At 45.0% G+C, this 13973-nt stretch carries 11 protein-coding genes; 6 read left to right on the plus strand and 5 right to left on the minus strand.

The window, feature by feature from the left end; translation table 11 throughout:
- Positions 1 to 6 precede the first annotated feature (6 nt).
- Positions 7 to 1380: an MATE family efflux transporter gene (locus tag AB8613_RS02305; protein WP_146492372.1), complete on the minus strand. Its 1374-nt coding sequence runs from the start codon at positions 1378 to 1380 to the stop codon at positions 7 to 9.
- A 526-nt stretch (positions 1381 to 1906) separates the two neighbouring features.
- On the opposite strand from AB8613_RS02305, the gene AB8613_RS02310 reads away from it, so the two are divergent.
- On the plus strand, positions 1907 to 3322 hold the full coding sequence (locus AB8613_RS02310) for a cytochrome c peroxidase (protein ID WP_372384372.1): 1416 nt from the start codon (positions 1907 to 1909) through the stop codon (positions 3320 to 3322).
- A gap of 182 nt (positions 3323 to 3504) precedes the next feature.
- Positions 3505 to 4965 carry a DUF2867 domain-containing protein gene (locus tag AB8613_RS02315; protein ID WP_372384373.1) on the plus strand — a complete coding sequence of 487 codons (1461 nt, stop codon included), beginning with the start codon at positions 3505 to 3507 and terminating at the stop codon, positions 4963 to 4965.
- 257 nt (positions 4966 to 5222) lie between these two features.
- Here the strand turns inward: AB8613_RS02315 and AB8613_RS02320 are convergent, their stop codons facing one another.
- From AB8613_RS02320 to rsuA, 3 genes are all read right to left on the minus strand, one after another.
- Positions 5223 to 5882 (minus strand): DUF2913 family protein, encoded by a 660-nt coding sequence (locus AB8613_RS02320; protein WP_010441495.1) that lies wholly within the window; start codon positions 5880 to 5882, stop codon positions 5223 to 5225.
- Positions 5882 to 7099, minus strand: a complete 1218-nt coding sequence (locus tag AB8613_RS02325; RefSeq protein ID WP_146491930.1) for a Bcr/CflA family multidrug efflux MFS transporter — start codon at positions 7097 to 7099, stop codon at positions 5882 to 5884. Before AB8613_RS02325 ends, AB8613_RS02320 begins: the two co-directional genes overlap by 1 nt.
- A 192-nt stretch (positions 7100 to 7291) precedes the next feature.
- Positions 7292 to 7987: a 16S rRNA pseudouridine(516) synthase RsuA gene (gene rsuA, locus AB8613_RS02330; protein WP_017060380.1), complete on the minus strand. Its 696-nt coding sequence runs from the start codon at positions 7985 to 7987 to the stop codon at positions 7292 to 7294.
- A 97-nt stretch (positions 7988 to 8084) separates the two neighbouring features.
- On the opposite strand from rsuA, the gene AB8613_RS02335 reads away from it, so the two are divergent.
- The 4 genes from AB8613_RS02335 (at position 8085) to AB8613_RS02350 (ending at position 12602) form a co-directional block, all read left to right on the plus strand.
- Positions 8085 to 9827 carry a DEAD/DEAH box helicase gene (locus AB8613_RS02335; protein ID WP_372384376.1) on the plus strand — a complete coding sequence of 581 codons (1743 nt, stop codon included), beginning with the start codon at positions 8085 to 8087 and terminating at the stop codon, positions 9825 to 9827.
- Between the two features lie 161 nt (positions 9828 to 9988).
- Positions 9989 to 10387: a PepSY domain-containing protein gene (locus tag AB8613_RS02340; protein WP_017108242.1), complete on the plus strand. Its 399-nt coding sequence runs from the start codon at positions 9989 to 9991 to the stop codon at positions 10385 to 10387.
- Positions 10388 to 10474: 87 nt separating this feature from the next.
- Positions 10475 to 11134, plus strand: coding sequence for a response regulator transcription factor (locus tag AB8613_RS02345; RefSeq protein WP_017060377.1), 660 nt, complete (start codon positions 10475 to 10477; stop codon positions 11132 to 11134).
- A 121-nt stretch (positions 11135 to 11255) separates the two neighbouring features.
- Positions 11256 to 12602: an ATP-binding protein gene (locus tag AB8613_RS02350; protein WP_123325945.1), complete on the plus strand. Its 1347-nt coding sequence runs from the start codon at positions 11256 to 11258 to the stop codon at positions 12600 to 12602.
- A gap of 59 nt (positions 12603 to 12661) precedes the next feature.
- Here the strand turns inward: AB8613_RS02350 and AB8613_RS02355 are convergent, their stop codons facing one another.
- Positions 12662 to 13969 carry an LssY C-terminal domain-containing protein gene (locus tag AB8613_RS02355; protein WP_285952963.1) on the minus strand — a complete coding sequence of 436 codons (1308 nt, stop codon included), beginning with the start codon at positions 13967 to 13969 and terminating at the stop codon, positions 12662 to 12664.
- Positions 13970 to 13973: the final 4 nt, after the last annotated feature.

Below are 13973 nucleotides of genomic sequence, written 5' to 3' on the forward strand. Positions count from 1 at the left end.
CCTACTTCAACTTCCTATCAAGTTTTTAATCCATTTTCTTGTTTTCATGCGATAGAGCGACCCGCCCCACTTAATCACTTCTTCGGTTAGGAAAAGCAGATATACCCACTCCGGTGGAAACTTAAGATAAATAGCAGCAATAGCCGCCAGTGGAATACCAATCACCCACTGAGCAATCAAGTCTTGATAGAGGCAGAACTTCACATCACCGCCCGCTCTCAACACACCAACAATCACAGTCAACGGTACCGAGCGAATAATAATACCTACACTTAGAATCAGAATAAACTTTTCTGAAAGGGCTCTGGTTTCTTCAGTCAATGCGCTAAAGGCATTAAGTATTGGCGTTTGAACGAAGTAGAGAAAAACGGCCACTACGATACTGGTTAAGAAACACAGAATCGTTAAGCCCAACGCTTGATAGTAAACCGCTTCATTGTTTTTCGCGCCAAGTTGGTTACCCACCAGAACCGCTGCCGCATTTGACAAACCAATCAATAGGCTCAATGAGATAGACTCAACCGGCGTCATTACTGAAAGTGCAGCTAAACCTTGAACGCCCGATTGTCCCATGATCGCATGGTAAGCAAACAAGCCACCCGCCCATGCTAAAAAGTTGAACGTGGTCGGGAGAGACAACTTCAAGAAGCGAACCACCTTTTCGATCGAAGCTGCCGCTTTAATATCGCAGAACTTGAAAGCTAATAAATGCTTAGAGAAATAGAGATAACCAAACAAAGTCGCGACTTCAATTGCGCCACTCAGTACTGTTGCAATTGCTGCGCCTTTGATTCCAAGTGCTGGAAAACCCAAGTTACCGAAAATCAGCACCCAGTTTAAGAATATATTAGACAGGATACCGATACCGCTGAAAAAGGTACTTAGTCCAGGTTTGTGCATCGCTCTCAAACCCACAGCCATACTGCTTACGCACGATACCGCTAGCATGCTAAATGAGGTAATTACGATGTATTCAACGCCTAGGTTGATGACCTCTTGAGAGTCGGTCGTCACGCCCATGATTTGTGCAGGAAATGAAACGAAAAATGCAATGGTCAGTAACGCAAATAGGGTCGAAACCAGCCACGTCAGTGCGGTGCTTTCTCTCACACCTTGCCTGTTACCCGCTCCCCAATATTGAGCAGTAAGAAGCGCGCCGCCGGTGGTGACACCCACCAGCATAATGGTCGTCACGAACATCGCTCGGCTCGCAACACCCACAGCCGCAATGTCTGCTTCGCCAAGTTGGCCCAACATCAACACATCCACTAAGCCTCGGCTTGAAAACATAATGCTCTGCAAAGCAATAGGCAAAGCAATCGCAATAAGCCTGCGAACAAAATCACCTCGAGTATGATGAATAATTGAAGAGAGCAACATAGAGATACCTAAACGGAACGTATTGATGAATAAAGGAAAATATCCCGCCATTATATCAACGTTCGGTTTTTAACCATACATAAATAACGAGGTGAACATGAATTCCCGCATAGCATCCTAATTTATGCATCATTCACTTGTTCAAATGTGAAAACTCGATTAGCCAGACAATAGTGACATAATCTTGTTCCTTACTCACCGAACTAGCAAAGCACATTCACTCAACCACTCTCTCGAACAAGGCGGAAATCATCAAATCAGCATTATTAATACAGGTGCACATATCAAAAAACACATTTGACGCTATAGACAGGTAAATTGATTGAAATCAAAGTTAGTAGCGATCGGCATCGCGTTGTATTTGTTGCCATTTTTAACAAACCAACATAACCACATGAATTAAAAGGCTTTATTTCGTTAAATTATTCTCCATCTAGTTATTCGATTAATATTGATTCCTTTTTGTCATTTCATAAAGTCGCTTAAATTCAATAACTTCCTAGCCAATTCACTAGGGAGTTAAAAGATGAATAATAAAAAAATAATATTAAGTTTAGTTGGTTTAGGGATATTGGCTTATTTAGGCTCGGTGTATTGGGTCGACAAAAATGACCAAAAACTGGCCGAGCAAAACTTGGCGCAATTCTCATCACTCGATAAGTCATCTCTTGATTATCAAGCGATGAAAGTACTTACAGATAAGGGATGTAGTTATTGCCATACAGGCGACAGCGAGATGCCTTTTTATGCCAACTGGCCAATCGCTAAAAACCTTATGGATAAAGACCTTCAATCTGGTATGAAACACTTTGAAATCACTCAGCTCTTCAATGGGGTACAAGGTAAAGAACCGATATCTGAAGTGGCATTAGCTCGTATCGAAAAAGTGCTTTATGACGATTCCATGCCACCAAAAATCTACCAATCGATGCACTGGTCAGCGGGAATTTCAAAAGAAGAAAAACACACGCTTCTTAGATGGATTCGTCACACTCGTGCCACTCTTCACGCCAACTCACCGGTGCATGACGAGGGAAAAAAGCTCGCTTTGCAGCCTATCTATTCTAGCTTTGACGTTGACGAAGACAGGGCTAAGTTAGGTAAGGCCTTATATCACGATACGCGCCTGTCTGGAGATGACACCGTGTCTTGTGCATCATGTCATGGCCTTGATACGGGTGGAGTAGACAACCTCGTTGGCTCGGTCGGCATTCATGGTCAAGTGGGCGGAATCAATGCACCAACCGTCTTCAACTCAGTGTACAACAAGCTCCAATTTTGGGACGGTCGAGCAAGTGACTTACAAGACCAAGCTGGCGGTCCTCCATTCAACCCAATTGAAATGGGTTCTGAAGGTTGGGATCAGATAGTTGACAAGCTTAGCCACGACCAAGAATTAGTGGCTATGTTCGACAAGACCTACGAAGGTGAAATCAGCGGCCACACAATCACTCACGCTATCGCTGAATTTGAAAAGACATTGACGACACCCAACAGCCGTTTTGACCAATACTTAACGGGTAACGTCGATGCTATAGATAGCCATGAAAAATATGGCCTAATGCTTTTCAAAAAGTATAGCTGCGGTACATGCCATGCGGGTGAAGCCATGGGCGGTGAAACCTTTGAGGCAATGGGCCTCAAAGCGGATTACTTCTCTGACCGTGGTTCTGACATCACACCAGAAGATATGGGGCGTTTCAACGTAACAGGTATCGAATCGGACCGACACAAGTTTAAAGTCCCTACACTGAGAAACATCGAGCTGACAGCGCCCTACTTCCATGACGGACAGGCAGAAACTTTAGACAAGGCGATTTTCGATATGGGTAAGTATCAAGTAGGTGTTGAAATGAGCGACCAAGAAGTTGATGCGATTAAGGCATTCCTCAAGACACTCACTGGTGAATATAAAGGTCAAAACCTTAGCCCAACCTCGTAAGTAATACCTTATGTCGCTCGTTCTTAGATAAAAGAGCAGGCTGCTCTTGAAGCTCAAAGCCAATAGGTTAATTCTATTGGCTTTTTTACATCCATCACTGGTAAATTGGTGTATAAGCAAGTTAACGCAGTTACCTTGAGTAACGTGTCCGAACTTTGAATAGCACATTACATGGAGTAACAATGAAGAAAGTACTGGTTTTAGGCGCTTCTGGATATGTTGGTTCGCAACTCCTCCCTCTTCTGCTTAAGCAAGGCTATCAAGTCACTGCAGCAGCAAGGCATATCGAGTATTTAAAGGCACGGACCGAGCCTCACGAAAACTTATCACTTAAGTATCTTGACCTGGCTGATCAAGCCGCAACACAAGCCTTAGTCCCCGATTTTGATCTTATCTTCTTCCTTGTCCATGGAATGGCAGAAGGCCACGACTTTATTGATTATGAGTTAAATCTAGCTCGCAACTTTGTCTCTGCACTTGGCCCTAAAAACCAGCACGTTATCTATCTAAGCTCGCTTCAGCCTCAAACCGGCGACTCAGAGCACCTTCAAGCGAGAAAGAAAACCGGTGAGCTACTTCGTAAAGGACCAGTACCGATAACCGAACTTCAAGCAGGCGTGATCATAGGCCCAGGCTCTGCGGCATTCGAGATCATGCGAGACTTTGTGTACAACTTGCCGATTATGATTGCGCCAAAGTGGGTCGATTCTAAAGCCAACCCGATTGCATTGCAGAACCTAAACCACTACCTACTGAAACTTGCACAAGAAACGCCTAGCGAAAGCCAAACCTTCGAGGTTGGCGGGCCGGATATTGTCTCTTATCGAAATCAATTTGCTCACATAGCCAAAACAGCCGATCGTCCACTCAGGCTTTGGGCGACATCGCTACTAACGCCGTCAATCGCTTCATATTGGCTGGGCGTGGTAACCTCTGTACCCTCTAACATAGGCAGAGCGCTTCTCGCAGGCTTAAAACACGATTTTATCGCCAGTTCGACCACCATTAGAGAAAAGTACCCTCAGAAGCTTATCTCGTTCGAGAATATGGTTGAGCAAGCTATTCATTCTGAGGGCAACTTCGTAAAGAGTAATGTGTGGGGTTTTGACAAAACCGCCTTCAAACGCTGGCAAGCTGGGTATGGCTATTACCCGAAGAAAACAGGCGCAAGTATCACCTCAAGTGCACCACTAGAATCGCTTTGGCATGTTGCTCAGCAAATCGGAAGCCCGAAGCAAGGTTACTTCTTCGCTAACACTTTATGGCGCACACGCGAATGGTTGGATGTTCTTTTCGGTGGCGGGGTACCTGTTCGTCAAATGCCAGAAGGCCCCAACCTAAAAGTCGGTGACAAAATCGATTCATGGAAGGTCATTCGCTGTGAAGAGAATCAGTTTTTATCTCTGCTTTTCGGTATGAAAGGCCCCGGTTTAGGACGACTCGAAATTACCGTCTCTGACCACGGAGACTCTCGCGAGCTGAACATTTCAGCGTGGTGGCACCCTAAAGGCTTTCTTGGATTACTGTATTGGTTCGCAATGATGCCAGCTCACCTATTTATCTTTAAAGGCATGGTGAAGGCGATTGAGAAGCAAGCAAAAGAGCAGATGCGAGATTCGAGTGTCGAGATGCGAAAAGACTAAAAGCAGATACGGGATTCGAGTGTCGAGACGCGAATAGATTAAAACGGATGCGAGATTCGGGTAACGGGATGCGAAAAGACTAAAAGCAGATGCGGGATTCGAGTGTCGAGATGCGAATAGATTAAAACGGATACGAGATTCGGGTAACGGGATACGAAAAGACTTAACAGCAAATTAGCGACACGCGCTATGAGAGGCAAAAAAAGAGCGGATAATTCCGCTCTTCGTATCTCTCATCTCGTATCCCGAATCCGCTACTAGCCAATAACGCTAATTGGGATCTCAGCCAATTGGTTGCCTTGATTAGCAGGGTAAACGATGTATTCACCGTGATACTTCACTGCAGACTTATAGTCCGTTACTTTGTGAAGCATGAACCCCGCTTCCATCGCCGCTTGGATGAACTCAGCGTGGTTACCACGAACAAACCAGTTCATAGGCTTAACCATCAACTCACCGTCAAAAGAGTCGTCGCACTGTTTGCCACACAAGGCAAAAGAGTGCTCACCATCGGTGAAGAATTGGATCTTACCGCCAGTCGTTAGCTCGTCTTCACTCGATACGCTCCACCCCATCTCGTACATTTTGTCCATGAACGCTTCAACATCACTGTCTTTTAGTGCTTTAGGCTCTTCGCCTTCAGGGAAAAAACGTCCGTAAAACGCAGAAATACGTTTAAAGGTAAAAGTTAAATCAGAGTTGTTGCCTTTTGAGCGCCCCTGTTTCTGCCAGCGAACCAAGTCCGGCACAATCACACGATCATACGCTTGAGACTTAATCGCTTTTGTTACCCAGCGAACAAGGTAAAGGTTGTTCGCGATAGGCGCATCGATCGCTTTACCTGACTTATGTAGAGCATACAGTTCGCCTAACGCATCGTTCACTAACTTCTGAATTTCAATATAGTATTTTGACATTATGCCTTCTTTCCTAATGTCCAATATAGTAATGCTGACAGTATTGCACAAACTGCCATCACCATAGCCATTGGCCCTGCAGTGTCACTTGGTAGCATTGCAACAATTGCCCCTACCACAGAACCAGTACCAAATCTTAATGTGCCCGCAAGCGAAGACGCTGTGCCGGCCATATTCGGGTATCCGCTTAAAAGCAGTGCCATTGAGTTACTACCAATAGTAGACAGTGTGCCGATAAACAGCATCACAAACGGCACAATACCCCACAAACCGATATCCAGCATCCAACCGACGAGTAGGCCTAAGCCAGCAAATAGTTGAATGGTTAAGCCCACTCTAAGCATGGCATGAGAGCCCACTTTCTTAACGATTCGACCATTGATGCTCGTCATCAAGATCATCGCAACAATGTTCAGACCGAACAGGTAGCCAAACAGATCAGGGCGAACACCATAGATATCAATGTAAACGAATGAGCCAGCCGTTAAGAACGCAAACATGCCTGAAAAAGAGAATGCACCAGAGAAAATCAAGCCCATCGCCGTTGGGTTCTTACACAAACGCGCGTAATTACGAATCGTTGTTTTAAAGCGCAGTGGCTGTCGCTTTTCTGCGGGGAGCGTTTCAGGGATCTTCATCGATACCGCTAGAATTACGATCACAGAGAAGATAGCCAGCACCCAGAAAATAGAGCGCCAACCGAACCACAACGCTAAGTAGCCGCCAATCATCGGAGCGACTAATGGCGCTACCGTCATCACTAAGGTAACGAAAGACATGGTTCTCGCGAAATCTTCACGATCGAACATGTCTCTTACCACCGCTTGGATAATAACCGCTGCGGCAGCACCAGCAAAACCTTGAGCAGTACGGATGTAAGTCAGCGCTTCAATGCCGTGTGTTGTCGCACTCACCATAGACGCGATAGCAAACAAGAACACACCAATGAGCAATACAGGTTTACGACCGTAGCTATCTGCCAACGGACCATGCAGCAACTGCCCCAGTGCGAAACCCGCGGTATACGCTGTTAGCGTAATTTGTACCTCACCCGCCGTCACACCAAGATCTTTGGCAATGGTAGGCATCGCAGGCAGATACATATCAATGGCGAGCGGAGTCAGTGCACCAATCGCACCTAGAATCAAAAACAGCACTAAGCCTAATTGAGGGGGTTCTGGTTGGGAGCTTGGGCTCTGTGGGGGCGATGTTTGCATAACTCTCCGGCTAAGTACTAGGTTTTATTTGTGCACGAGCATGCACGCAGCAATATACGAATACGTACAGTGATACACGAATATGCGCACACATACATGAACATATAGTAATAATGGCTGAAACTGTCCTAGTACCAGTCAAAATAATCAGCCGACGCTATCCTTGGTCGGCTACATCCACGATAGAAAGGATTACTTCCAGATAGAGTCGACTTCTTCTTGCGTTAGGTAGCGGTATTCACCTAGCTCTAAAGATTCGTCCATTTCAATTTCGCCAATACGTTCACGGTGCAGCGCTTCTACCTTATTACCAAGTGCAGCAAACATACGTTTAACTTGGTGGTATTTGCCTTCATGAATCGTTAGCAATACTTCGCGCTCTGCACGAACTTCTAGGTGTGCTGGAAGTGTTAGGCCATCTTCGCTCTTAAGCTGAATGCCTTCTTTGAATTTTTCAACGTAATCGTCTTCAACCGGTTCAACCAACCACACACGGTACGTCTTCTCGCACTTATGCTTTGGTGATGTGATACGGTGAGACCACTTACCATCATCAGTAATCAACACAAGACCCGTTGTATCAATATCTAGACGACCAGCGAAATGCAGCTTATCCATTTTGATTTCATCGAGTAATTCAAACGCGATACGATTTGCGCCATCTTCATGCGAACAAACAAAGCCTTCTGGCTTATAAAGCATGATGTAACGAGGGCCATGCACATTCAGTTCATTGCCTTGCCATTCGACAACACACTCTTCAGTTACCTTGAGTGAACCGCTTTTTTGAATGACATCATTAACTGTCACTGCCTTGGATTTTAATAAGTGTGTTGCTTCTCTTCGAGTGACGCCTAATGCATCGCACAGAAATTTATCTAAACGCATGAATACCTCAACTAATCTAAGTCGGGTATTATAGTCACCTTTGCTCAATTAGTTGAGCTATTTCACACTATTTGTTTTCCACCTTACAAGACGCGATATGTATACACTCCGCCCGTACCAAGCTGATTCCGTAAAATCAGTGATTCATTACTTCAGAAAACACCAAACTCCGGCTGTTCTTGTGCTTCCGACAGGTGCTGGGAAAAGCCTTGTAATTGCAGAACTGGCAAGGCTTGCGAAAGGTCGTGTACTGGTACTTGCTCACGTAAAAGAGCTGGTTGAGCAGAACCATGAAAAGTATGAAGGCTACGGGCTGAAGGGGTCGATCTTCTCTGCGGGTTTAGGACGTAAAGAGACCGACCAACAAGTCGTGTTTGCTTCGGTGCAATCCGTCGTTCGAAACCTCGACTCATTCTCTAACCAATTTTCACTATTGGTGATCGATGAGTGTCACCGTGTTCCCGATGAAAAGACCAGTAGCTATCAAAAAGTAATCACTCACTTGCGTGAGAATAACCCGGGCATCAAGGTGCTTGGATTAACCGCTACCCCTTATCGTCTTGGTATGGGGTGGCTTTACCAATACCACACACGTGGACAAGTTCGATCTGAAGAACCTCGCTTTTTCAGAGACTGTATTTTCGAACTTCCAATTCGCTACCTGCTCGACGAAGGCTTCTTAACCCCTGCACGTATGATCGATGCGCCAGTTTTAAGCTATGACTTTTCACAGTTAAAGCCAGCGAGCACTGGTCGCTATAAAGAAGCCGAACTCGACATGGTGATCGAGCAATCTAAACGCGCTACTCCACAAATTGTCGACCAAATCATTGAACTGGCCAAAGACAAACTCGGCATCATGGTATTTGCTGCGACGGTTCGACACGCACAAGAGATCCTTGGCTTATTGCCAGAAGGCGAATCATCAATTGTAATTGGTGACACGCCTACGCTAGAGCGCGATCAAATCATCAACGATTTCAAAGAACGTAAGATCAAATTCTTAGTCAACGTATCGGTATTAACCACAGGCTTTGACGCGCCGCATGTCGATTTAATAGCGATTCTACGCCCAACTGAATCCATCAGCTTGTACCAGCAAATCGTTGGTCGTGGCTTACGTTTGTCTCCAGGTAAAAAAGAGTGTTTAGTGCTCGACTATGCGGGCAACAGTTACGATCTATACCAACCTGAAGTGGGCGACCCAAAACCCGATTCAGACAGTGAAATCATCACCATCCCTTGCCCGGCTTGCGGTTTCAATAACAATTTTTGGGGGAAATTGGACAGCAACGGCTTCTTGCTTGAACACTTTGGTCGTAAATGCCAAGGCTACTTTACCGATGAAGACACTGGCGAACGCGAACACTGTAATTATCGCTTCCGAGCGAAATATTGTGGTGAATGTGGGGCCGATAACGACATTGCCGCGCGTATTTGTCATGAGTGCGATGCAACCTTAGTCGACCCAGACAAAAAACTTAAAGAGGCACTGAACCTAAAAGATGCTTTGGTATTCGAGTGCTTAGAAATGGACCTCAACGTGCTTAAAGATGATAAAGATAAATCACAACTTAAAGTCACCTATCGCGGTGAAAACCAAGCGCAAGTGCATGAGTTTTGGTCATTAACCACCAAAAAGCAGAAGCAGAACTTCAAAGACCAGTTTGTTCGCCCTCACCTTGCAGACAGACACCGCCCTTTTGAAGAAGCGTCACCAACGAAAGTGGTTGCTCACCAACACAGATTCCGGCCACCTCAATTCGTCATCGCACGTAAAGTCGGACGCTTTTGGAAAATGAGAGACAAGATATTCGAAGACGAGCTTCAACAACGCTAGATATTATGTTCTTAACACTCAATGGTTAGTCTGCAGTTATCAAGTCTTTAACCAATAAGTTTGAAGTTTTTAGGTTCAAATTCTCATTATTAATCAGGTTCACTTTCTGTTCAGAATTACTTTTTTATACTGAACGCTATCAACCTTCTCTAGGATTCGCTATGTTTAGTAAAGCTATGATTTCTTTGTTTTCTATAAGCTTAGGCTTATTTGTTTCTGCTGGCGCATGGGCTGACTCACATCATAATGGTCACGACCTAGTACAAGACGTTCACAAAGCAGGAACTCGTATCGAATTTGAAGAAGATCAAGACGAAGTCTATGAAGCGGTTCGAGAAGGTTATATCCGCCCTTTCTCAGAAATGTATGCAGCGGTTGAAAACGATCTTCATGGTCGAATTATTAAAGTAGAGCTAGAAGAAGATGACGACATTTGGGTGTATGAACTAAAAATCAATTACCAAAACAACATCATCAAAGTCGAATACAACGCTGAGACGTTAGAAATGCTCATGATTAAAGGCCGAAACTTTAAAGACGCAATTAAGCACGGTGAATAAGTAAGAGCCGCAACTTTAAAGACACCATTAATCACGACGAGCAATTAAGCACAACGAACAGTCATTACAGAATTAAGAAGAACAATTATGAAAATTTTAGTCGTTGAAGACGAGCCTCGTTTGGGCCAACAAATTATTGAAACACTTGAGGGAGCCGACTGGGTTCCAGAGCTTTCTCAAGATGGTATTGATGCACTCTACCGTGCAACATCAGAAGAGTGGGACGCGATTGTTCTCGATTTAGGTTTACCTAAGCTTGATGGCCTTACCGTATTAAAAGGCATTCGAGACGAAAACATTAACACACCAGTAATTATTTTAAGTGCTCGTGACACCCTAACTCAGCGTGTTGAGGGCTTGAATGCAGGTGCAGATGATTACCTAACTAAGCCATTCGAAATGGTTGAACTTATCGCCCGCATTCGTGCTCAACTACGCCGAGCGTCAGGCAGTGCGGCACCGATACTTCAAATTGGTGATTTAAGCCTAGATACACGCAGTTCTAAAGTGTTATGGCAAGGCCAAGCCGTCAGCTTGACAGCATTGGAGTACAAAGTTGTTGCTTACTTCATGCATAACCAAAACAAGGTTATCTCGCGCACTGAGTTGGTTGAGCACATCTACAAACAAGACTTCGACCGCGATTCAAACACCGTGGAAGTGTTTATCGGGCGTATTCGTAAGAAAATCGCACCTAAGATCATCAAAACCGTTCGTGGCCTTGGCTACCAACTGAATGCTGAATAATGCTGTATTTAATTAAGCTAAGAGCAGTCGTCAATTTAAGCACAACCATCAATTAAGTGGACAGCCTGTGCTGACCATCGTTGTTCTCATAGCAAGATGAGCAAAGACAGGCTGATAACGTATGAATCTAAAAAAACGAACACTTAAAAACGTCAGTCTAAAAAGCCGCTTGCTCCTCGCCGCGGCTTTTTGGCTAGGTGCGATGATATTAGCGGCAGGCGTTGGAATACCTAAGTTGGTTAACGATTACTTGGTCGATGACGTCAAGCAACAGCTCAGCCTAACCATGGACGAGTTAACCGCCAACATAGAAACCAACGACAATGGTAACCTCATCATGGCAGAGCGTCTGTCTGACCCTAGGTTTAACCAACCCTACAGTGGTATTTATTGGCGAGCGGCTACCCAAGACCAGATTATTCGAGCTCGATCTCTATGGGACAAAGACCTCACCATCAAGCGTTCTCCTATCCACACATCGGTCAAAGGGCCACAAGATGAGAAGCTGATTTACATTGAGCAAGACATCTACTTACCTGAACTAAATGAGCCCGTTACCATCACCATAGGTATTGATGAAGACCCACTAGAATCCACATTGACCGAGCTTACTAGTCAAGTATGGTTGATTCTGATGTTGTTGTTTGTGGGTGTGCTACTGCTCATCGGCATTCAAGTCAGTTGGTCGTTATTACCACTCAGCAAGATGCAACGTGAACTGGTAATGTTAAGAAACGGCGAGCAACAAGGGTTAAGCGATAACTACCCGAAAGAGGTTTCTCCGCTAGTTTCTGACCTCAATGCCCTACTCTTCCACTATCAAGAGTTATTGGAGCGAGCTCGCAACCACGCTGGAAACCTATCTCACGCGTTGAAAACACCGCTTTCCGTTCTGAAAAATGAGATAGAGCGACTGCCCGAGGATGACAAAGCACTGCTGCAACAGCCCATTCATCAAATTCAAAGCCAAATAGATTATCACCTTGGCCGAGCGCGTATGGCCGGTGCAATGAACATTCTTTCTGTGAAGTCTTCACCTTGCGAGCGTGTCGAAGCGATCTCAATGGCGTTTGATAAAGTGTATGCCGCCAATGAAGTCACCATGATTAACGAGCTAGACTCTGAGATTGAAGTGGCGGTAGAAAAAACCGATCTTGATGAAATGGTCGGTAACCTACTCGAGAACAGTTACAAGTGGGCGAGCAGCATTATTCGAGTCCATGCAAATGAACTCGACGATGGCAACATAGAATTGGTGATTGAAGATGATGGCCAAGGCATTCCTGAAGAGAAACTTGAGCAAGTGACCAAACGTGGCGTTCGACTCGATGAAACCACACCAGGAACAGGCTTGGGGCTTAACATCGTAAATGAAATGGCGCACAGTTACCGAGGCAGCTTAACGCTCGGCAAGAGCTCAATGGGCGGATTAAAAGCCTCTCTGGTACTTAAAATAAGTAAAGGCTGAACAAGCTAAGTAAAAGTTAAACACAATAAGCCCTAACGTAATGCTAGGGCATACAAACTCTATATATCGTTCACAGCGACATCCCAAGCTTGGGAATCATCACTCAGGGTCGTTGCTCCAATCATTAAAATTCTACCATCAGTATAATAATCATGATCTTCATCGATCACTTCCACAGTTGCCAATGGATACTTATCTAACTCAATATCAGGCAGTAACGTACGAATCTGATTAGCGAGCCTATCTCGCTCTTCATCAACGTTAGGGTCAATGTTATGAAGTATGGTCACAATACCTGAATAAGGAGTGACTTTAAGGCCATCATCATAGCTGATTGCGCCTAACCATTGAGGCTGATTAGTTTGAATATCAACACCAGCACGCCACCAGCGAATATGGCTGCGCTTCATCAGGTTACCCGGCAATTGAAACGCCATATCTTGCGGCTTGTCTCGCCAATATAAATCGGACACTGGCGGTGTTTTGTCTCTGAGCAATGCGAGATAACCAGCCCATTCAATCTCATTTCTAGAAAAGGTTTGATTCTCTATCCAGCCTAATTGCTGCATTAAATCTCTTGGGGTTGAGCCCACATAAATCACGTTGATCGCTTGTGCTGAATAGAATGACGATTTCCCTGGGAATGCTTTATAGGAAACCGAGTTCCAATCTACTTTACTAATTTGAGCCGTACCTTGTTGATTCTGAAAATCATCGGCCTTCCAGAAAAAGTGTGCGTAATTTGCAAACAATACCCACGCCAACAACAGCGCACTCGACTTAAGAACCAAGCGTCGCCACTTCATTCGGTAACCGATAATGGTGAAGACCAATACCGCGAACACACCCACGATCAAGCTATTATGCTCAGAGATAAATATCTTAAGGCTATTAAGCCACGGAAAGCTTTCAACGCCATGCGCCAGCAACATGCCCCAAGCAATGAACTGTCCACCACCAAGAACCAAACCAGTAAAGGCCAACACACTGAAATTGCGCCACGGTACACGATGCGAGCCAGCAATAAATGGTACAACCCAAGCAATAGGTCCTAACAAACGAGCAAAAAGAATGATATATGTGCCTTTGCGAGCAATCAGGTAGCGGCAGCGCGCAATTAATCTTTTGGTTTTAGGGCGAAACTTAATGAGCCTTCGTTGCGCCTTAGCACCGTATTTATAACCTATAAAATAACTGAGTTGATCACCAAGCAAGCCACCTAGCATCACTAAAACTAACGCCATCCATGCACCTGAATACAATTGAAAGCCCGCTGCGATAAAAAAAGGCTCTCCCGGTACAAATAGGTTTGGGCCTATGAGAGCATCACCCAATGCTCCCAAAAACAGCCCTAGTCCATCAAACATAACA

Source organism: Vibrio sp. BS-M-Sm-2 (genome assembly GCF_041504345.1).
Classification (GTDB): domain Bacteria; phylum Pseudomonadota; class Gammaproteobacteria; order Enterobacterales; family Vibrionaceae; genus Vibrio; species Vibrio satsumensis.